The sequence below is a fragment of the Arthrobacter sp. B055-34 genome (assembly GCF_059090425.1).
The window spans coordinates 36813-56689 of sequence record NZ_JBNHFQ010000003.1 but is presented as its reverse complement, the minus strand read 5'-3'; the positions used below and the strand labels follow the sequence as shown (position 1 = coordinate 56689).

Below are 19877 nucleotides of genomic sequence, written 5' to 3'. Positions count from 1 at the left end.
AGTTTCGTTTCCGGTGTCGGTCGTGCAACGGAAAGATATCCACCCTCACTCCACTCTGGTTGTGTGCTTCATCACACCACGGTAGAGTCGAATGTATGTTCGAGTCAATCGTTCCAGCAGAGATGGACCCGGTGAAGCCGGTCCCCGGCGATCCGGGTGCCGCCTTGGTCCGTGCCGCGATCCTGGCATTGGCGGACTGGGATCAGGATGTTTCGGAGGGGGTGCGGATCGACCGGATCACCGCCATGGAGGAACTCAAGGGCGCCCTCGCTGCCGCGCAGGCCCGCGAGACGGAAGCGTTTGTGGCTTCCCGTAGGGAGGCCCGGGCCGCGGCCGGGGTTCCTGCGGAGAGGCGGGGCCGGGGCCTGGCGAAGGAGATCGGCCTGGCCCGCAAGGACTCCCCGAACCGGGGCGGGAAGCACCTGGGCCTGGCCACCGCGCTGATCAGGGAAATGCCGCACACCTATACGGCGCTGGCAGAGGGCCGGCTGAACGAATGGCGGGCGACCATCCTGGTCCGCGAAACCGCCTGCCTGAGCGTGGAAGACCGCGCCCGCATCGATAAGGACTTGTGTGCTGATCCGAAGACGCTGCACGGGTGCGGGGACAAACAGATCGGCGCGATGGCGAAGCAGGCCGCGCTGCGGCTGGACCCCCTGTCGGTGGTCCGCCGGGCGGCGAAAGCCGAAACCGAGCGCCATGTCTCCTGCCGTCCGGCGCCGGACACCATGGCCCAGGTGTCCTGCCTTGTGCCGGCGGGGCAGGGCGTGGCCGTCCTCGCCGCCCTGACGAAGGAAGCCGACCGGTTGAAGGCGCAGGGCGATGAACGCTCCCGGGGACAGCTCATGGCCGACATCTTCGTGGAACGCGTCACCGGCCAGCCCGCGCAGAACCCCGCGAAAATCGAAGTCCAGCTGGTCATGACCGACCGCACCCTGTTCCAAGGCGACTCCGAACCGGCCCACCTGAGCGGGTACGGCATCGTCCCCGCGCAATGGGCCCGGGACCTGCTCCGCACCGGCGACACCGACCACGAGGTCGAGGGAACGGGCGGCAACGCGGACGGGACCGGCATCGACGGCGGCCCCACTAACGGCACCGCAACGAAGCTCAAAGCGACAGACGAACCAGTACCGGCCAACGGTGCCGGTGCTGGCACCGGAGACACCGGAAAGGCAGGGGACAGCGACGCCGGCAAGACAGGAGAAGCCGGCACGGCGACCGGGCCCCCTGGCTTCAAACGAAACGCCCCCGGCGATTCGGAAGAGGTGGAAGTGTGGGTGCGCCGGCTGTACACCGCGCCGGGCACCGGGCAGTTGCTCGGAATGGATTCGCGGGCGCGGTTGATGCCCGCCGGAATGCAGCGGGTCATCCAGGCCAGGGACCAGCTCTGCCGTACCCCGTGGTGCGACGCGCCGATCCGCCACCACGACCACGTCGTGCCCTGGCGCGACGCCGGAGAGACCAGCGAGATCAACGGGCAAGGCCTATGTGAAGCGTGCAACCTCGCGAAAGAAGCCGACGGCTGGCACGCCCAAACCATCCCCGGACCACGGCACACCGTCGAAACGACAACGCCGACCGGGCACACCTACCAATCCACCGCACCGGCACTGCCCGGCACACCACCGGCAACAGAGCAACCGGACGAGACACTCGAGTCGGTGTCAATCTTCGAACAGGCACTCGGCCGCATCGACTTCCTCTACCGCCCCGCCGCCTGATAGTCGTGACATCCGAAGCTACCAAGGTGAAGGTGTTCACACTGATACTTACCAGGTAAGGAACGGCATCAGTGGCCTGCGCCAGTCAACTCATTCGGAACATGCGGTAGCTTTGCGCTCTCAATCACGACGCCTGATTCCAGATCGGCTACATGGATGGACGAGCTGCCCGGCTCTGTCACATACGGTGTGTGGCCCTGGACTGCCAAAGTGGCCCGCGGCTGCTGCCATTCCACCGGCTCCTCCCATTCGTCAATCACAGAGATACAGGCGGTGACGGCTCCGCTAGATGGATCGATAACGTGGAGTGATCCATCCGTACCCAGTACTAAGGCTTCGCCGTGCGGACCCTGGCCGAGCGATCTGAAGGAGTAGCTCGTGCCCAGCTCGACCAGGTCCACGGTGTTGTTGCTGGTATCGATCAGGGCGATCCGCTCGGGCCGTTCCAGTTCAGCGTCGGGGTCCGTTTTGTAATCCGCAAGCACGACGGCGGACTCCTCCGAGTCCTTCTGGTTCCCCATCCGGCCGTAGGCATCCGGACTGTCCACCTTGGTGATCTTGCCGTCCCGGTAGACCAAGGCGCCGTCCTCGCACCCAACGGTGACCGCTTCGTCTGCAGCCGCTGCCTCGCCGTGCACGCCGGGGCATTGCTCGTTGCGGGTAATCTCGCGGCGATCCTTATCCAGCAGCGCAAGTCCCGAGCGGGAAGTGCTGTTGCCTGCAGTCAGCAACATGTTGCCGTTTTTCAGTTCGACGGCGACACCGTGATGAGCTTCGGCAGCGGTGTAGGTGTCGGTTCTCGGCTGCCCGTCGGCAAGCTGGGCAGAGTCGAAGGATTCGATGACTCCCGAGCCGTCGCTGAACAGGACAGTCCGTCCGGCATGGCTGACCACATGGCCCGGTTCGTCCGCCACGAACTGGATGTCCGTCAACGAGGGCGTTGTGGCGTAATGATGTGCATAGTCACCGTGGGCCTCGCTCCAACTGCCGGTGTCAAGGACTTTGAAGGCGCTGCCCGTCGCGATCAGGACGTGCCGGCCGTCCCCGGCCGGACTGAGCCGGTTGAAGCCGTCCAGCTCCACAGTTTCCAGCAGTTCAAGGCTTGCGCCGTCGAGAACCATGACGCCGCCGTCGTACGTCAGGGTCAACCGCGGTGTTGCCTCACCCAGTTCGACGACGTCGGACTTCGGGATGGGGTCAGCAGCAGGGGAGTCGGCAGGACCCGGTCCTGCGGCGGCTGCCCCACAGGAGGTCAGGAGTGTGAGGGCAAGAGGTGCGGTGAGCCAAGTGAGCCAACGGGAAGGTGGTGTCAGTGAATGCATGCATTGAAGTTAAAATTAAATGAGAATCATTTGCGTTAGGGGGAATTGCAGCTTGGTTTGGGCTTGAGAACAGAAAGTGGCGCACTAGGTCTAACGTTTCAACAGATTTGGCCGCATAATGTCGTTGGGGGAGCGGCAGCGACGTCGTGGACCCCCATTCGGAACGAATCATGGGGGTACATCATTAAGGGTCTCAGCCTTTTCCGGCCACGTCTGGCTGGACGAGTTGCCGTAGCAACACTTGCATCGTTGGCGCTGCTGGCCTCTGGCTTGCCGGCGCAAGCCTCGGGCCTGCCGGAAGTGCCCGGCGCGTCCGCGACGCAGCGGCCGGCCGGTGAAGTGAGGGCAACGGACACCGCTACGCCGTCGACGACGTCTCCGTCGTCAGCATCGGAACCGGTTGGGTCCTCCTCCGGGGTGCCGTCGGACGCCTCGGCTGATCCCACGTCGGAGGATGCAGGGACGGCGGCGGGGACTGAAACGCCAGGGGAGACGACGACGGGCGGGACCGAAGCGCCCGCGGGATCGACTGTGCCGACCGAAACTGCGGATCCAATGGAAACCAGTGTCCCGGTCGAGCCCTCCACGCCAGCGGAAACTTCCGCTCCGGCTGAAACGCAGACGCCCGATGGGCGGTTGACTCCCGATCGCGGCCAAACGGACCAGGCGGAATCTACGGAGGAGGCAGCCGAGGCCGAAGCGGCCGCCGAGGAGGCTATCGCTGCGAAGGCCGATGAGCTGAAACTCGTGCCGCACAACGACCTTAATTGCGCCCTGGTCGGCGAGGGTTGTGTGCAGACCTTCACGTCCGCCGAGCGTCCCACGGAGCGCATTGCCATCTACTGGAGCCCGCAAACCGGGGCGCACAGCGTGGATCTGTTGCACTACATCGGCAAAAAGTACCGGAGCGAAAAGTACGAAGCAGGCAAGTACGGTTACCCCACTTCGGACGCGCCGGATTCCAACGCAGCCGGAACTGTTTCCCAGACGTTCGAGCACGGGTCGATCGACAATTCCTACGTCGCCAGCGGCCAGGAGGCCATCACGGCCAAGGCCGCGGCGATGAACTACACGCAGGCCGCGAACGACTTCAACTGCCTGTTGGCAAGCGATGGCTGCGTGCGTACATACAAGTCGGGCGCCAAACTCGTCGCGATCTACTGGACCGCCGCCACCGGCGCACACACCGTGGACCTGACCCACGCCGTCGGCAAGGCCTACCGCAGCGCGGGGTGGGAAGAGGGCAAGTACGGCTATCCGACGTCGGACATGTCCGGCGTGCCGAACACCAAGGTTTCGGTGCAGTCCTTCGAGGGCGGCAAAATCGTCGATACGTCAACCCACTATGCCGCTGGCAGGAAGGCGCTGGCGGACCGGGCCTCGAAACTGAAGCTCACCGCGGTCAACGGCTACGCCTGCGAACTACGCGGATACGGCTGCGTGCGTACGTACAAACCGGCCGGCAGCAGCAAGCGCATCGCGATCTACTGGACCCAGGCCACCGGTGCGCGGACCGTGGAACTGACCCACGCCGTCGGAAAAGCGTACCGGGCGTCCGGCTACGAGAAGGGCAAGTACGGCTACCCGACCTCGGATCTGAGCGTGAATTCGAGGACCTTGGTGGCAACGCAGAGTTTCCAGAAGGGCAAGATTGTCCACACGCCGGCGCATGTAACGGCCGGCCGGAAGGCCCTGGATGCCCGGGCCAAGCAACTAAGTTACACGGCGGTCAACGACTATAACTGTCGCCTGGCCGGCAACGGCTGCGTGCGCACCTATAAGCCCTCGCTCTCGAGCAAGCGGCGCATGGCTATCTACTGGACCGCCAAGACCGGTGCCCGCGCCGTCGAACTGACCCACGCCGTCGGTAAGAAATTCACGGCGGCCAAATACGAGCGCGGCGTCCTGGGTTACCCCACCGGGGACATGAAGTGCGGGCTGAAATCCAGGGGCTGCGTGCAGGTCTTCCAGAAGGGGCAGATCGCGTACTCGCCGGCCACCGGAGCCCGGACGCTCACCTCCCAGATCAACTCCAGCTGGAAGGCGCGCAGCAGCCAGAACGGGACGCTGGGCTACCCGCTGCAGGACGCCGTGACGCGCAGCGGTAAAACCACGCAGGTCTTCCAAGGCGGCTCGCTGATCGCGGCGAAGGTCGGCGCCAGCTACCTGCCGAAGAACGAGTGCTGGGCCATCGGCGCGCACAAGACCCGCTACTACCACGGCTGGGCCAACCGCGTCTCGTTCACCATCTCGGAGAAGTACGGCACGTACAAGGCCAGCTTCATCAACTGCGTGCGGATCGGCTCTGTCTACAAGCAGGAATGGAAAACGTCCAGGGCCACGGTAGGTCTCAAGGGCTTCAAGAAGCCCGGCGTCGCTTCTGGTCACACGATGTACCGCTGGTCGCCGCAGGGCAGCTTCACCGTCACGGATGCGTTCGGTGAAGGCAACCCGGGCACCGGGCTCAACTACCAGAAGCTGAACCCCCGGTCGCAGTGGTCCGGCACGCCGGGCAGCGGGTACAACAAGTACTTCGAGTCCTCCTTCAACCGCTGGCCGGACGAGCAGATGTGGCAGATCATGCGCGCTCCCACCGGCGACTACCGCCAGGGCGCGGTGATCGACTACAACCGCGGGCCGGGGCAGAAGATCAAGCAGGGGGCAGGTTTCGCCATCTTCCTGCACGCGAATGCGGTTCCCACTTACGGCTGCATCGCGCTGGATCTGTCCAACGTAACGAGATACCTGAAGACGGCGGACAAGGGCGACCGGATTGTGATGGGCGTCCGGGCCGACATCTTCAAATAGGCCCGCAGGCAGTATCCCGCCGGTTCGGCCAGTAGCAGATGACGGGCGCCGACAAGGGGCTTTGGGCCATTGTGCGCGCATTCGTTATGGTTTTGTGAGCTAACGACGGCGGCGCCCCACCTAAGTGGAACGCCGCCGTCGTTATGACCCTCCCCAAGGAAAAACAGGATAAAGACAGTGTCGAAACTTAAAGCATTAATGTCCCTCGCTCTTGGCGCCTCCGTGGCGGCCGCGGCCGTTGTGGGGCCCGCACCGGCCGCCCTGGCCGCTGTGCAGCCGAACCAAGGTGCCGGCGTCGTTGTTCCGCAGGCCGCGGGCGACAGGCTCAACACCGCGAACAAGCAGCAGATCATCGACGTGTTCAACGGGATCAACAAGTTCCGGGCGAGCAAGGGCCTCAAGCCGGTCAAGTTCAATGCCACTGTCTCCGAGCTGTCCGAGGACTGGTCGGACAAGATGGCCAGTACCGGCGACTTCAAGCACAACCCCGGCTACACCCAAGATCCCCGCGTTGCAGACCGCTGGTCCAATGCCGGCGAAATCATCGCCTACCGGACGGATACCAGGGGCCAGGGGCTGGTGGACCAGTGGATCGGCTCTCCCGGCCACAACCGGATCATGAGCGACCCGGCGTACGACACGATCGGCGTGGGTATTTCCATCAAGAAGGACGCGAACGGGCGCGTGAAGATGTACGGCACGGTGAACTTCTTCAAGTTCCGTACGCCTCCGGCCGGGCAGTACAACACGGCCTCGGCGTTCTTCGGCTCCACCGCGCCCTCGCCGGCGCCCGCCCCGGCTCCTGCCGTTGTTTCTGCTCCGGCGGGAGCGTCCATCCAGTCCGCCGGGGACGTCGTGGCAGTGGACCAGGCAGGCGTGCTGTGGAACTACGGGACCGGCAAGAACAACGCGAGTTCCTCCGCGTGGAAGATTGGTTCCGGCTTTGGCAACGCGAAGGAAGTCCACGTCACAGACTGGAACGCGGACAAGACGATGGACATCGTGGCCCAGTGGGAGAGCGGCAAGCTCAGCGTCTACCCGGGCAGGCCCGGCGGCGGTTTCTCCAGCGCCATCACCATCGGCGCCAGCGGCTGGGCCGGCTACGAGGTCACGGTCGGGAAGTGGAAGAAAACGGACCGCTACTCCTCCGTGGTCGCCAAGAGCGGTTCGGGCATTCTATACCACTACCCGAACCTCTCCGGCGGCAAACTCTCCGCACGGAGCCAGGTGGACACCGGCTGGAAATCCCTGACTATCAACCAGCTCGACTGGGACAAGGACGGAAACGCCGACATCGTGGCCCGCACGTCGGCCGGACAGCTGAAGCTCTACCGCACCAACGGCAACGGGAAGTTTGTTGCGGAGAGCCGCAGGATCATCGGCAACGGCGGGTGGAACTCGATGACCGCGCTGACCTCGATCCGCGGGTACAACGGTCCGGGAACCCAGGGGCTGCTGGCCCGCTCCACTGCCGGCGTCCTCTATTACTACCAGGCGAATGATTCCAGATGGGCCGGCCGGGTCACCGTGGGGACCGGTTGGAACGGCATGGAGCTCGCCGGCCACTGATATGGAGGCTTCTCCTGCCTGCCGTGCCTTCCCTCTACTCAGCCAGCGTGAGGACGCCTAGGGTTGAGTCATGGAAGACGTTGTACTTGTGGGCTATGACGGATCGCCGCCCAGCAGCCGCGCCTTGGACTGGGCCATCGACGAGGCCAGGCTCCGCGGTTGGCCGCTGCGGCTGGTGACTGCGTTCTCGCCGGCCCAGAACATTGCCGATCCTATGGTGGAGGGCAAATACGTCGAGCTTGAGACCCGCCGGGGCGAGTCCATGCTGCAGGAAGCCCTCGAGCGGGCCAAGAACCACGGCGTGACGGTGGAGTCCCGCGTGGTGGCGGGGAATCCCGGCGGCGTGCTCGTGGACCTCTCGAAGTCCGCCGCCCTGGCGGTGGTCGGCAAGCGGGGCCGCGGCGGGTTCGCCGGCCGGCTGATGGGCAGTGTTTCCTCGGGGCTGGCGGCGCACTCGAAATGCCCCACCGTGGTGATTCCCGAAGCGGCCGATGCAGGCCGGAACGCCGGAGGCACTGCAGCGGAGCGCAGCGAAGTACCTGCCCGCAGGACGGAGACGGCACCGGTTCCATGGCTGGTATCGGCCCCGGATGGCATGAGCGCCGAGGGCGTGCACCCCGACGACGAGAGCCAGTCCTGGAGCTACTCAGGCCAGATTGTCATGGCCATGGATGCCCTCGGAACGAAGAATCCGGCCCTTTGGGCTGCGGCGGAAGCGGCGCAGTTCCATGCCAAGGCGCTGACCCTGGTTTCCACCCGCGCGCCGTACTACAGGGACTCGGTCTGGCTGGACCATGCCGAAGGCGCCAGCCGGTTCCGACAGGAAGTCGCCCATGACCTGGACACTGTCCTGGCGGAAGTCCGCTCCCGGTATCCCGACGTCAAGGCCAGCTGGCAGTTCTACATCGCCAAGCCTGCAGAGATCCTGGTCCAAGCCACGCAGACCGCGGATCTGCTGGTGCTCGGAACCCGCGGATACGGCGGCTTTCCCGGGCTGCTGCTGGGGTCCGTCAGCCAGGCCGTCCTTCAGCACGGAGCTTCGCCCATGATGGTGGTACCGAGGTCCAGACAGCAGCCGGAGCAGCAGTAGGCCTGCTCTGGCGAGGACGGCGTGTAGGATATACATGTGTTTGCATGTAAGGATGGGCAGGGAAAGGGCGTTGGGCAATGAGTAACCTAGAGCCGCATCCGCAGGAAATGCTCTGCGGGAACGAGGCCGAAGTGGGCGTAGCCCGGTCGCGCGTGGAACTGCTGGAGCCGCGCGAGGTGCCGCTCGGCGGCCCGCGCGCCATGAACGTCCGGCGCACTTTGCCGCAGCGGCAGCGTTCCCTGATCGGGGCCTGGTGCTTTGTAGACCACTACGGTCCGGACGAGGTGTCCGAAACCGGCGGCATGCGCGTTCCGCCGCACCCGCACACCGGCCTGCAGACGGTGAGCTGGCTCTTCACCGGCGAGATTGAACACCGCGACAGCGCTGGATTCCACGCGTTTGTCCGCCCCGGGGAACTGAATCTGATGACGGCGGGCCGGGGTATCTGCCACTCCGAGGTTTCCACTGCCGAAACAACGGTCCTGCACGGCGCCCAGCTCTGGGTGGCGCTGCCGGATCATGCCCGTTTCACCGATCCCGGATTCGACCACTACGCGCCGGAGCCGGTCAGCACCGATGCCTACGAGCTGCGCGTCTTTATGGGGTCGCTCGCCGGCAGCGTATCTCCGGTGGCACTTCACTCGCCGCTGCTCGGAGCGGAACTTCTGCTCAAGCCGGGGCAGAGCGCCGTCTTCGACGTCGAGGAATCCTTCGAATACGGCGTCCTGGTAGACAGCGGTACCGTCCGCTTCAACGGGGCCACGGCCACCGCCGACCAGCTGGCCTACCTGCCCACCGGGCACCGGGAAATCGAGCTGACCTCGGAGACGGACGAGCCCGTCCGGCTGCTGCTGATCGGCGGCGAGCCGATGGGCGAAGCAATCGTCATGTGGTGGAACTTCGTCGGACGCGACCACGACGAGGTCGTCGAATTCCGCGCCAACTGGCAGGCCGAGATCGGCGCCGAACCGCATCCGGCCGCAGCCGTGGCAACCAATCAGTTCGGCACGGTGGTGGGCAACACTCTGGCTCCGCTTCCCGCCCCGACGCTGCCCAATGCGCGCATCCGCCCGCGCCGCTAGCAGCAACGCCAGCCCTGCCCTCCGGGCGCGCCACTTATCCATCGAGGAGAGGAACACATGTCCAACGAAACTGCCGCCGAGGCCCGGGAGATCACCGTGGTCCACGCGCCCGAGCGCCACCGCTATGAACTGCGCGACGGCGATGCCACCATCGGCTTTACCATCTACCGGCGGCTGCAGCCCGGACAGGACCAGGTGGTGTTCGTGCACACCGAAGTCGACGATGCCTATGCTGGCCAGGGGCTGGGCTCGAAGCTGGCACGTTTCGCCCTCGACGACGTGAAATCCAGCGGCCGCCGGATCCTCCCTCTCTGCCCCTACATCGCCGCGTTCGTTCGTAAACACCACGAGTACGACGACGTCGTGGACGTCCCCGCGCAGGGCGAGGCTGAAACCGAGGAGGCCCGGTGGAGCAAGTGACACGGGAGCGGATTTTCATCGACAAGCAGCACCCGGCGGCCTACCGGGCGCTGAACGGTCTGGGGCTCAAGGCCCGCGAAGCTGCGGATGCTGCCGGGATCGACCGTATGGTCACGGAACTAATCAACATCCGGGTTTCCCAGATCAACGGTTGTGCCTACTGTCTGAACATGCACGTCACGGATGCCTTGGCCAACGGGGAAACCATCCAGCGGATCGTGGTCCTGCCGGCGTGGCGGGATACCCAGCTGTTCACCGCCCAGGAACAGGGCGCCCTGGCCCTCGCCGAATCGCTGACCGAACTGCCGGACCATGAGAGTCAGGACCGGGCCTACGCCTTTGCGCGCAAATGCCTCACCGAGGATCAGCTCTCCGCTGTCAGCTGGATCACGCTGACCATGAATGCCTTCAACCGGCTCTCCATCGTCAGTGAGCACCCGGTGCGGCCTGCCAAGTTCTGAGCAACTGCCGGTCCTCCCTCCGACGCGGCAGGCCATGGAAGCAATGCCTCCCGCTCCAGCCGAAAAGGCACTGGCCGCCTCGGGCTCACCGTGCCATCGCGGCGGAGAACGTCGAGACGGCGCTGACCGGCAGGGACTCGGCCGCGACAAAACCGTCGGGCCGGACCAGGTAGAAATACCCCGGCTGCAGCTTCGTGTTGCCGTTCAGCGGCAGGACCTGGACGTCCAGACCCAGCGCGGAGCGGACGTGGTGGACGGCGACGTCGTCGATCCCGCCGTAGGCGTGGACCTGCCAGGTGAGCGAGCGGAGCGTCTCGAAGTTTGAACCGGTGTACGGCAGCCGGCGCCCGACCACCTTGCCGCGGCGGCCCTTGGCTGCCTGCTTGGCTTCATCGCTCATCCAGTAGTGGATCCGCACCTGGGACACGTACTCGAACAGGCGCGGAGCACCCCTGAGCCGGGGCAGGATGTTCGTCGCCACCGGTGCGAGCACGGGAAGGATCAGCCTGCGGAGGGTCCGGGGCACCGGACGGGCCGAGGTGATGATGCCGAACAGCCGGTCCGTGGTCGAGATCAGCCGTCGCGCAACGGGACGCCGTTCGGCCTCGTAGCGGTCGAGGTAGCGTTCCGACGCCCGGCCCTGCAATACGTCTGCGAGTTTGAAGGCAAGGTTGTGTGCATCCTGCAACCCGGTGTTCATTCCCTGGGCGCCAACTGGGGAGTGTACGTGTGCGGCGTCGCCGGCCAGGAACACCGGCCCGTCGCGGAAGACTGCCGCGGTGCGGTGGTGCACCTTATAGGTGGAATACCAGCGGGACGGTCCATAGCTGACGGAGTAGATCCGCTGCAGGCGCCGGCGTACCGTGTCCTCGGAGAGTTCGTCGCCGGCGATGTAGGAGTTCCGCACCGTGCCGATCAGCCGCACGTCGGAGTCGCCGCCCATCGGAAAACCGAGCAGGAAGTCCTCGGTGCCCGGCCGGATATTGACCGCATCAAGGGCGAGCCCCCGGACCTCGGTCGCATCCGAGACGTAGAAGGTGTGCGCGTTGGTGACTCCTACGAACGCGATGCCGCGCGCCGAACGCACCGTGGAGGAACCGCCGTCGGCACCCACGCAGTACCGTGCGCGGATCCGCACCACGCCGTCGTCGGTAGCCAGCGTTGCCGTCACCGGCAGTGAGTCGGACAGGTCCACGTCCAGGGCAGTCAGCCTGTGCTGCCAGAACACATCGGAGCCGAGCGCCTTGAGATTGTCCACCAGGAGCTGCTCGTTCCGGCTTTGCTCGAGGAAGGTGACGCCGGGATACGGTGTCACGCCGCGGCCCAGCCGCCCGATGGGAACCCGTCCCAGCTCGCGCGCTTCGTAGCCGAAGACCAGCTTTTGCGCGACGGTGCTCTCGGCGAGAACCTTGTCGATCACGCCGAGCTGGTGGTAGATCTCCATGCTTCTGGCCTGCAGGCCCAGGGCGCGGGACTCCCGCGTCGGCTCCGATTTGCCGTCGGCCACCAGCATGGGCACGCCGAGCTTGGCCAGCCAGTTGGCCAGCATCAGCCCGGTCGGTCCCGCGCCGACCACCAGGACATCGGTCTGGATCTCCCGCTCCGCCATGTCAGTCCGCACCCCGTAATCGAGCGATTTTTGCCCGGGCAGCGGCGCCGCCGGGTCCTCACCTCAGCGTGCGGTACCCAGCCGGAAACGGTCAAGGGGAGGGGCGGGTGACAGTTGCGGAACGATCGCATAACAGAGGGGCCGCAAGACGGATATAACGGCGCCGGAGGGGACTATGATGCTCTCATAACTCCGAGAGGATGGTGGCGTCATGAGCGATGCGCTGGATGTAGGGTCCACGGCAGCCACGGCGGATAAAGGAATGTACCGGCAGTTGCTGGAGGAGAAGATCGCCGAGGCCCGCCTGCAGATCGAGCGGCTGACGGCTGACATTCACGAGGCGACACTGGCCGCGCACGACATTCCGGCCGACGACGAGCACGACCCGGAGGGTTCCACGCTCACGCTCGAACGCGCGCGCGAGGTTGCGCTGCTCGACGGCACCGAGAAGTCGCTCGCCGAACTGCTGGAAGCCGAGGACCGCCTCGAGAAGGGCACCTACGGCACGTGCGAGAACTGCGGGCGCGAGATACCGCGCGAGCGGCTCGAAGTCCGGCCTGAAGCGCGGTTCTGCGTGCAGTGCGCCAGCGCCCGACGACGGTAAAGACCGCCGCCAAGCCTGGGCTTGCTTATACGTCGGTGTCCGGATCGTCCCTCAGTCCGCGCTGGGCACGATCGGCCTCATCGGAGGCTTCCTCAGGCAGTGGATCTGCTGCCGGCGGCACCTGGCCCGGCGCGTAGTCCTGCAGCCGCGCGGCCACGCGCTCCTGTTCAGCGGCGGCCTGCAGATCGTCGTCGTCCACGGTTTCGGGCATTTTGCCGTGGCCGGTCCGTGTCGACTGGGGCAACGCGTCTTCCTGCGGGTCGATGACGTCGTCGAGGTTGGAGGAGTTTTCTTCGCGTGGGGTAGACATGGTCGCTCCTTCGCTTGGGGGTCTTTCCACCCTATGAGCCCTGCCGGCCGGCTGCAATGGGGCGGTCCAGATCCGGGCGGCTCGCAGGCGCTCAGGCGCGCTGTAGTTGACCACAACAATGCGGCGGGCCGCTGTGCACTCGCCCACTGACGTTCCCCGTTCGTCCTTATAGCCTCAGGAAGGCAGCTATCCGCCATCCAGATAAATAAGGATCGAACGTCAATGACGACAACTGTTTTATCACCGCACCCCTCAAGCAATTCCGGCCAGGACCCGGCCGCGGCCGGCACAGACGCGGGCCCTTGGGAGAGCGCACAAAGTCAGCTGGCCTCGGCCGTCCGCACCCTCGGCTACAGTTCCGGGCTGCACCAGATGCTGGCCCGGCCGCGCCGCGAGCTCTCTGTCAGCATCCCGTTGCGCAGGGACGATGGCAGCGTGGAAATCCTCACCGGTTACCGCGTCCAGCACAACTTCTCCCGCGGGCCGGCCAAGGGCGGTCTTCGTTACAGCCCGGAGGTTTCGCTTGACGAGGTCCGGGCGCTGGCGATGTGGATGACCTGGAAGTGCGCCCTCCTTGACGTGCCCTACGGCGGGGCCAAGGGCGGGATCACGATTGATCCGCGCAACTACTCGCAGCAGGAACTTGAGCGCGTGACGCGCCGGTACACCAGCGAAATCCTGCCGGTGATCGGCCCCGAAAAGGACATCCCGGCTCCGGACATCGGAACCGACGAACAGACCATGGCGTGGATGATGGACACCTACTCCGTCAACGTCGGCTACACGGTGCCCGGCGTGGTGACCGGCAAGCCGGTCAGCGTGGGCGGCTCCCTTGGCCGGGCCAGCGCGACCTCCCGCGGTGTGATCCACGTGGCCTTGGCCGCCCTCCGGCAGGCTGGCATCGCCCCGGCCGGGAGCACCGCCGCCGTGCAGGGCTTCGGCAAGGTTGGTGCCGGTGCCGCGGAATTCCTCGCCGAAGCCGGCGTCGCCGTCGTCGCTGTTGGAGACCAGTACGGCGCGATTTACAACGCAGCCGGGCTGGAGATCAAAGCGCTCACCGAGCATGTCCGCGAAACGGGCAGCGTGGTCGGATTCATGGGCTCTGAGGCCATCGGCTCCGAAGAATTGCTCGAACTGGAGGTCGACCTGCTGGTGCCGGCCGCCGTCGAAGGTGTCCTGCATGGCGGGAATGCCGGGCGGGTACGGGCAAAGGTCATCGTGGAAGGCGCCAACGGACCCACCACGGCTGCCGCGGATGCTGTTTTCCGCGAGAACGGCGTGCTGGTAGTGCCCGATATCCTTGCGAATGCCGGTGGCGTGATCGTGTCCTACTTCGAGTGGGTGCAGGGCAACCAGGCCTACTGGTGGACCGCGGCCGAGGTCGAGGAGCGGCTGGAACAGCGTATGCTCGCCGCGTGGGAGAACGTGCTGGCCGTTGCGGCCCGGCGTGGCCTCAGCTTGCGCGAGGCGGCAACCGTGACCGCTGTTGAGCGCGTGGCGGAAGCCCACCTCACCCGCGGACTCTACCCCTAAGCCCGGAGTCTAAGCCCGGAGCCTAGGCACAGGTACAGCAAAGGGTGCTGCCGCAGATTGCGGCAGCACCCTTTTATCGAGGTGAGTGCGCAGGAACTACTCCGGCACCACCAGGGCCGGCGAATCCTGCTCAAGCGTCTCGCCGCGGAAGAATCCCGGGTTCCGCCGGTAGAACAGCAGCATCGCCACCAGGCCCAGCGCGATGATGCCCACGCCGATGATGAACACCAGCCCGATCCCGAAGACCTCCGAGCCGCTGCCGAATGCCGGATCCCAGCTGTCCACCGCCGTCTGGAGGAAGACGACCACCAGTGCCAGACCGCCGAGCAGCGGGAACAGGAACCGGAACAGGAAGCTGCGCGCGTTCACGAACGCAGTCCGGCGGAAATACCAGACGCAGGCCAGCGCGGTCAGTCCGTAGTAGAAGCAGATCATCAGGCCCAGCGCCATGATCGTGTCGTTGAGGACGTTGTCGCTGACAAAGCGCATCAGCGTGTAGAAGCCCGCCGATACGGCACCGGCCACCACAGTGGCGTACACCGGCGACTGGAAACGCGGGTTGATCCTCGCGAACCGCTCCGGCAGGGCCTTGTAGTAGCCCATGGCCAGCAAGCTGCGGGCGGGGGAGATCATGGTGGACTGCAGCGAGGACGCGCAGCTGGAGAGCACGGCCAGCGAGAGCAGGATGGCGAAGGGTCCCATGACCGGGCCGGCGATGGCCGTGAAGACGTTCTCGGAGATGTCCGGATTGTTCAGCCCCAGTCCGGTGTCCCCGATGCCGGCGAACATGATGGTCGCAACGGAGCCCAGCAGGTAGATGACCAGAACGGCGACGGCGGTAACCGCGGCGGCGATGCCGGAGGTTCGCTTGCCGTTGGTGGTTTCCTCGTTCATGGTCAGGCAGACGTCCCAGCCCCAGAAGGCGAAGATGGACAGCGACAGGCCGGCGGCGAAGGCGGAGAAGCTCTCGATGCCGAACGGGTTGAACCACTCCCAGTCGAACGCCAGCGGCTGCGCCTCCGGGACGGTGCCGATCTTGGCCAGCGCGCCGAGCACAAACCAGGCCAGCACGCCCAGCTGGAAGATCACCAGTACGTACTGCACGGTCTTGGTGGTCTTCATGCCGCGGCACGAAACCCACACCGCCAGCGCCACAAACACCAGGCAGGTCAGCACGTTGACTACCTTGTTCGCGGCCAGATCGGCAATGGCCTGGGAACCGGTGAGCTGGGAGAGGAAGAGGTAGAAGAAGTCCACCGCCACGCCGGCCAGGTTGGAGAGCACAATGATGTTCGCGGCGAGCAGCCCCCAGCCGCCCATCCAGCCCACAAACGGTCCGAACGCCTTGGTCACCCAGGTGAACGTGGTGCCGCTGTCCGGCGAGTCCGCATTCAGCTCGCGGTAGCCCAGCGCCACCAGGAACATCGGCACGAAACCAACAATGAAGATGGCCGGCAGATAGGTGCCGATGGCCTGCACAGTGGGACCCAGCGTGGAGGTCAGCACGTAGGCCGGGGCGATGGTGGAAATACCAATAACGACGACGGCGAGCAGGCCGAGCTGTCCGCTGGCGAGCCCCTTGCCGGTCCGGGCCGCCGGGGCGGTGCGTGTTGTCTGGCTCATGTCATGGCCTTTCGGGAAGTGCGGGGCTGCTGCTGCGTGATGCAGTGGATGCCGCCGCCGCGGGCAAAGAGTTCGCGGGCATCCACGCCGACAACGCGGCGGCCGGGATAGACGTCGGCGAGAATGGCCAGCGCCTTTTCATCCGACGGGTCCGCGAAGGTGCAGGCGATGACGCCGCCGTTGACCACCAGATGGTTGACGTAGCTGTAGTCCACGAAGTCCTCGTCGTCCCGCAGCGTTTCCGGCGCGGGCACCTCGACGATGTTCCAGCTCCGGCCGGCGGCATCGGTGGTGCCGTGGAGGAACGCGATGATCTCGCGGCTGACCTCATAGTCCGGATGCTCCGGGTTGTTCTGCGCGTGGACCAGCAGCGTCCCGGGGGAGGGGATCGCGGCCACGATGTCCACATGGCCGCGCGTGCCGTAGCGCTGGGAATCGCGGGTCAGCCCGCGCGGCAGCCAGATGACCTTGGTGGCGCCGATGGTACGGGCCAGCTCGGCCTCGATCTGCGCCTTGGTGGCCCCGGGATTCCGGCCCGGGTCCAGCTGGACGGTCTCGGTGACCAGGACGGTGCCTTCGCCGTCCACTTGGATCCCGCCGCCCTCGTTGACCAGCGCGGAGGAAATACGTTCGACGCCGGCCAGTTCGGCCACGCGGGCGGCGATCTTTTCGTCCTTGTCCCAGCTGGCCCAGTCCTGCTGGCCCCAGCCATTGAACACCCAGTCGACCGCAGCCAGCCCGCCGTCGTCGTTCGTGACGAAGGTGGGGCCGATGTCCCTCATCCACGCGTCGTTCAGCGGGGCCGAGACCGTTTCGACGGCGGGGGAGAGGTAGTCCCGCGCGGTGGCGGTGTCGGCCGGGTCCACCACCATGGTGACCGGTTCAAACTCGGCGGCGGCGTTGGCAACGGCCGCCCAGGTGGAGCGGGCGGCATGGGCCTGTTCCTCGGTGTCGCCCAGCGTGTAGCCGCCGGGCGGGAACGCCATCCAGATGCGGGACTGTTCGGCCGTTTCGGCGGGCATCTTCCAGGCCATGGTCAGGCCACCGTTCCTGCGGTGGCTGCTGCCACGGATCCTGCTGCCGGCTGCGCCGAGCCAGGCGTGCCGAAGGGCTGGTCCGGACGGACCGGTTCCGTCAGCCGGGCGTAGGTGTCCGGGCGGCGGGTGGTCAGGAACGGGAAGAGCGTCAGCCAGTCCTTGCGCTGGTCCAGGTCGAGGTCCGCCACCAGCACGGCCGACTCGTCCCGCGGAGCCTGCACCAGAATGCGGCCGTAGGGATCGGAGATGAAGGAGGAGCCGTAGAAGGTGTTGGTGCCCTCGTTGCCCCAGCGGTTCGGGGCCACCATGAACAGGCCGTTGGCGATGCCGTTGCCCACGATGACCTGCTGCCAGAGCGGCTGGGTGTCGAAGTCCGGGTGGTCCGGCTCCGAGCCGATGGCCGTCGGGTAGACCAAGAGTTCCGCGCCGCCGAGGGAGTACATCCGCGCGAGTTCGGGGAACCACTCGTCCCAGCAGGTCGGCATGCCCAGCCGGAGACCGCCCAGTTCCGCCGGCTCGTGCACTGTGTAGGCGTCCTCGCCGGCGGGCCCCTGGCGGAAATACTTGTCTTCGTAGTAGCCGGCAGTGACCGGAATGTGGAGTTTGTGGGTGGTGGCCAGCAGCTCACCCTGCGGCGAGACCAGGATCGCGGTGTTCAGGCCGAGCTCGTCGGCCGGGTCATCGGCGCGCTGGTACAGCGAGGCGTGCACGCACACGTTGTTGGCGCGGGCAGCCTCGGCGGCGAAGGTGAAGGTGGGGCCGGTCAGGAGGTCTTCGGCCAGTTCCGCGGCGCGGCCTTCGGGCAACTTGTCCGCCGGGTACTTGGACAACGTGAGTTCAGGCAGGAAAACGACGGCGGCGCCGAGGGCTGCCGCACGCGCGATCCCTTCGGCGAGCTCGGCTTTTGTCTGCTCCGGGTCGGCATGCCAGCGGTGCTGGACCAGGCCGACGCGCAGCGGAGTGCGGTCGCTCCGCTCGGTACGGGCAAAGGAGACAGGCGGATCCAGTTGAGTCAGTTCAATCATTGGGAGAAACACTTCCGTGGGATGCGGGTCACATCAAATGAATTTGATTCATTTATTATGCAGGTGTGAGCCGCCCAACACAAGAGCAAAATGAATCCCGTTCGTTATTCATCTGGCCGCGGATCAAATAGCATGGGTCAGCCCTTGCCGCGGAAGACGGTGTTTTGCCAGTCCTTGTGGGCTGTCTTGTCACGGCTGAGCATGACGTGTTTGGTGTTGGTGTAGTCCTCGAGCGAGTAGGCGGACATGTCTTTGCCGAAGCCGGACGCCTTGTAGCCGCCGTGGGGCATTTCGGAGACGATCGGGATGTGGTCGTTGATCCAGACGCAGCCGGCCTGGATTTCGGCGCTGGCGCGCAGGGAGCGGTTCAGGTCGTTGGTCCAGGCGGAGGCGGCGAGGCCGTACGGGGTGTCGTTGGCCAGGGCGAGGGCTTCGTCGTCGCTGTCGAAGGGCAGCGCGGTGAGCACGGGACCGAAGACCTCCTCCTGCACGATTTCGGAATCCTGCGCGGCACCGGCCACGAGCGTGGGTCGGTAGTAGGCGCCGGCGGCAAGGTCGCCGCCGGGCGCGTGGCCGCCGGCGAGGATGGTGGCGCCGTCGGCGCGGGCGCGGTCGACGAAGCCGGCGACCTTGTCGCGGTGGGCGTGGCTGATCAGCGAGCCGAGGTCCGTGGCGTCGTCGGTGGGGTCGCCGAGGATCACCTGGTCCATGAGTTCGGCGACGCGGGCGGTGAAGGCGTCGAAGAGCGGGCGCTGGATGTAGGCGCGGGTGGCGGCGGTGCAGTCCTGGCCGGCGTTGATGATAGCTGCGGCGACGGCGCCGTGGGCGGCGGCTTCGACGTCGGCGTCGTCGAAGACCACGAACGGGGCCTTGCCGCCGAGTTCCAGGTGCACGCGTTTGGCGGTTTCGCTGGCCAGGGCCATGATCTTGCGTCCGACGGCGGTGGAGCCAGTGAAGGAGGTCATGGCCACATCGGGGTGCCTGACCAGGTGTTCGCCGGCCACGGCTCCGGTGCCGGTAACGATGTTGATCACGCCGTCCGGGATGCCCGCGGCGGTGGCGGCTTCGGCGAAGAGCAGGGCGGTGCCGGGGGTGAGTTCGGAGGGTTTGAGCACGATGGTGTTGCCGGCGGCGATGGCGGGCAGGATTTTCCAGCCGGCCATCTGGAAGGGGTAGTTCCAGGGGGCGATGGAGCCGATCACGCCGACAGGTTCGCGGCGGATCAGCGACGTGCCGCCCGCGCCGTATTCGCCGGCGGCCAGGCCCTGCAACTGCCGGGCGGCGCCGGCGAAGAAGGAGACGTTGTCGATGGTGCCCGGGACGTCGAACTCCGTGGCCAGGCGGATGGCCTTGCCGGTCTGGGCAGTTTCGACGGCCGCTATTTCCTCCGCGCGGCGGCCCAGCTCGGCGGCGAGGGCGAGCAGGGCGTCGGAGCGCTCGGCCGGGGTGCAGCGCGACCACGTGCCGAAGGCGCGCGTGGCGGCGGCGACCGCGTCGTCGACGTCGTTCGTAGTCGCGTAGCGGATGGTCTCGGCGGGCTCGCCGGTGGCGGGGTTGATCCGTTTGGCCTCGTCGCCGCGGCCTTCGCGGTACCGGCCGTCAATAAACTGGTGCATTGGTCCTCCTGGTGCAGGGAAGCTGGTGAGGGCGGGGGTGTAGT

16 protein-coding genes are annotated in these 19877 nt (G+C 66.1%); 9 read left to right on the top strand and 7 right to left on the bottom strand.

Going from position 1 to position 19877, the window contains the following annotated elements; translation table 11 throughout:
• Positions 1-95 precede the first annotated feature (95 nt).
• Positions 96-1724: an HNH endonuclease gene (locus AC5RWO_RS06150; protein WP_498730185.1), complete on the top strand. Its 1629-nt coding sequence runs from the start codon at positions 96-98 to the stop codon at positions 1722-1724.
• Between the two features lie 68 nt (positions 1725-1792).
• Here AC5RWO_RS06150 and aztD read toward each other — a convergent pair whose 3' ends face one another.
• A complete protein-coding gene (gene aztD / locus AC5RWO_RS06145) occupies positions 1793-3046 on the bottom strand; it encodes a zinc metallochaperone AztD (RefSeq protein ID WP_498730183.1) in 1254 nt (417 codons plus the stop codon).
• A 531-nt stretch (positions 3047-3577) separates the two neighbouring features.
• Between aztD and AC5RWO_RS06140 the strand changes: the two genes are divergently transcribed.
• The 6 genes from AC5RWO_RS06140 (at position 3578) to AC5RWO_RS06115 (ending at position 10476) form a co-directional block, all read left to right on the top strand.
• Entirely contained in the window at positions 3578-5854 is a 2277-nt protein-coding gene (locus AC5RWO_RS06140; protein ID WP_498730182.1) for a hypothetical protein, read from the top strand.
• Positions 5855-6031: 177 nt separating this feature from the next.
• Positions 6032-7423, top strand: coding sequence for a CAP domain-containing protein (locus AC5RWO_RS06135; protein ID WP_498730181.1), 1392 nt, complete (start codon positions 6032-6034; stop codon positions 7421-7423).
• Between the two features lie 70 nt (positions 7424-7493).
• Positions 7494-8513 carry a universal stress protein gene (locus AC5RWO_RS06130; RefSeq protein ID WP_498730179.1) on the top strand — a complete coding sequence of 340 codons (1020 nt, stop codon included), beginning with the start codon at positions 7494-7496 and terminating at the stop codon, positions 8511-8513.
• 77 nt (positions 8514-8590) lie between these two features.
• Positions 8591-9595, top strand: coding sequence for a pirin family protein (locus tag AC5RWO_RS06125; protein WP_498730177.1), 1005 nt, complete (start codon positions 8591-8593; stop codon positions 9593-9595).
• A 57-nt stretch (positions 9596-9652) separates the two neighbouring features.
• A complete protein-coding gene (locus AC5RWO_RS06120; protein ID WP_498730175.1) occupies positions 9653-10015 on the top strand; it encodes a GNAT family N-acetyltransferase in 363 nt (120 codons plus the stop codon).
• The gene (locus AC5RWO_RS06115) at positions 10003-10476 is read left to right on the top strand and encodes a carboxymuconolactone decarboxylase family protein (RefSeq protein WP_498730173.1); all 474 of its coding nucleotides are present in this window, start codon (positions 10003-10005) and stop codon (positions 10474-10476) included. The genes AC5RWO_RS06120 and AC5RWO_RS06115 overlap by 13 nt, the downstream gene beginning before the upstream one ends.
• 85 nt (positions 10477-10561) lie before the next feature.
• Here the strand turns inward: AC5RWO_RS06115 and AC5RWO_RS06110 are convergent, their stop codons facing one another.
• Positions 10562-12085, bottom strand: coding sequence for an FAD-dependent monooxygenase (locus AC5RWO_RS06110; protein WP_498730172.1), 1524 nt, complete (start codon positions 12083-12085; stop codon positions 10562-10564).
• Between the two features lie 211 nt (positions 12086-12296).
• Here AC5RWO_RS06110 and AC5RWO_RS06105 point away from each other — a divergent pair, with 211 nt between their 5' ends.
• Positions 12297-12689, top strand: coding sequence for a TraR/DksA family transcriptional regulator (locus tag AC5RWO_RS06105; RefSeq protein WP_139005136.1), 393 nt, complete (start codon positions 12297-12299; stop codon positions 12687-12689).
• 25 nt (positions 12690-12714) lie between these two features.
• On the opposite strand, the gene AC5RWO_RS06100 is transcribed toward AC5RWO_RS06105, so the two are convergent.
• Positions 12715-12999 (bottom strand): hypothetical protein, encoded by a 285-nt coding sequence (locus AC5RWO_RS06100; RefSeq protein ID WP_498730171.1) that lies wholly within the window; start codon positions 12997-12999, stop codon positions 12715-12717.
• 222 nt (positions 13000-13221) lie between these two features.
• On the opposite strand from AC5RWO_RS06100, the gene AC5RWO_RS06095 reads away from it, so the two are divergent.
• Positions 13222-14532 carry a Glu/Leu/Phe/Val family dehydrogenase gene (locus tag AC5RWO_RS06095; protein WP_498730170.1) on the top strand — a complete coding sequence of 437 codons (1311 nt, stop codon included), beginning with the start codon at positions 13222-13224 and terminating at the stop codon, positions 14530-14532.
• Positions 14533-14628: 96 nt separating this feature from the next.
• Here AC5RWO_RS06095 and AC5RWO_RS06090 read toward each other — a convergent pair whose 3' ends face one another.
• The 4 genes from AC5RWO_RS06090 to AC5RWO_RS06075 all read right to left on the bottom strand — a co-directional run bounded on the left by AC5RWO_RS06090 (position 14629) and on the right by AC5RWO_RS06075 (position 19833).
• Complete coding sequence (locus AC5RWO_RS06090) at positions 14629-16155, bottom strand: APC family permease (protein WP_498730168.1); 1527 nt, start codon at positions 16153-16155, stop codon at positions 14629-14631.
• A complete protein-coding gene (locus tag AC5RWO_RS06085; RefSeq protein ID WP_498730166.1) occupies positions 16152-17189 on the bottom strand; it encodes an agmatine deiminase family protein in 1038 nt (345 codons plus the stop codon). Before AC5RWO_RS06085 ends, AC5RWO_RS06090 begins: the two co-directional genes overlap by 4 nt.
• A gap of 2 nt (positions 17190-17191) precedes the next feature.
• Positions 17192-18217, bottom strand: coding sequence for a nitrilase-related carbon-nitrogen hydrolase (locus tag AC5RWO_RS06080; protein WP_498730165.1), 1026 nt, complete (start codon positions 18215-18217; stop codon positions 17192-17194).
• A 137-nt stretch (positions 18218-18354) separates the two neighbouring features.
• Positions 18355-19833 (bottom strand): gamma-aminobutyraldehyde dehydrogenase, encoded by a 1479-nt coding sequence (locus tag AC5RWO_RS06075; protein ID WP_498730164.1) that lies wholly within the window; start codon positions 19831-19833, stop codon positions 18355-18357.
• Positions 19834-19877: the final 44 nt, after the last annotated feature.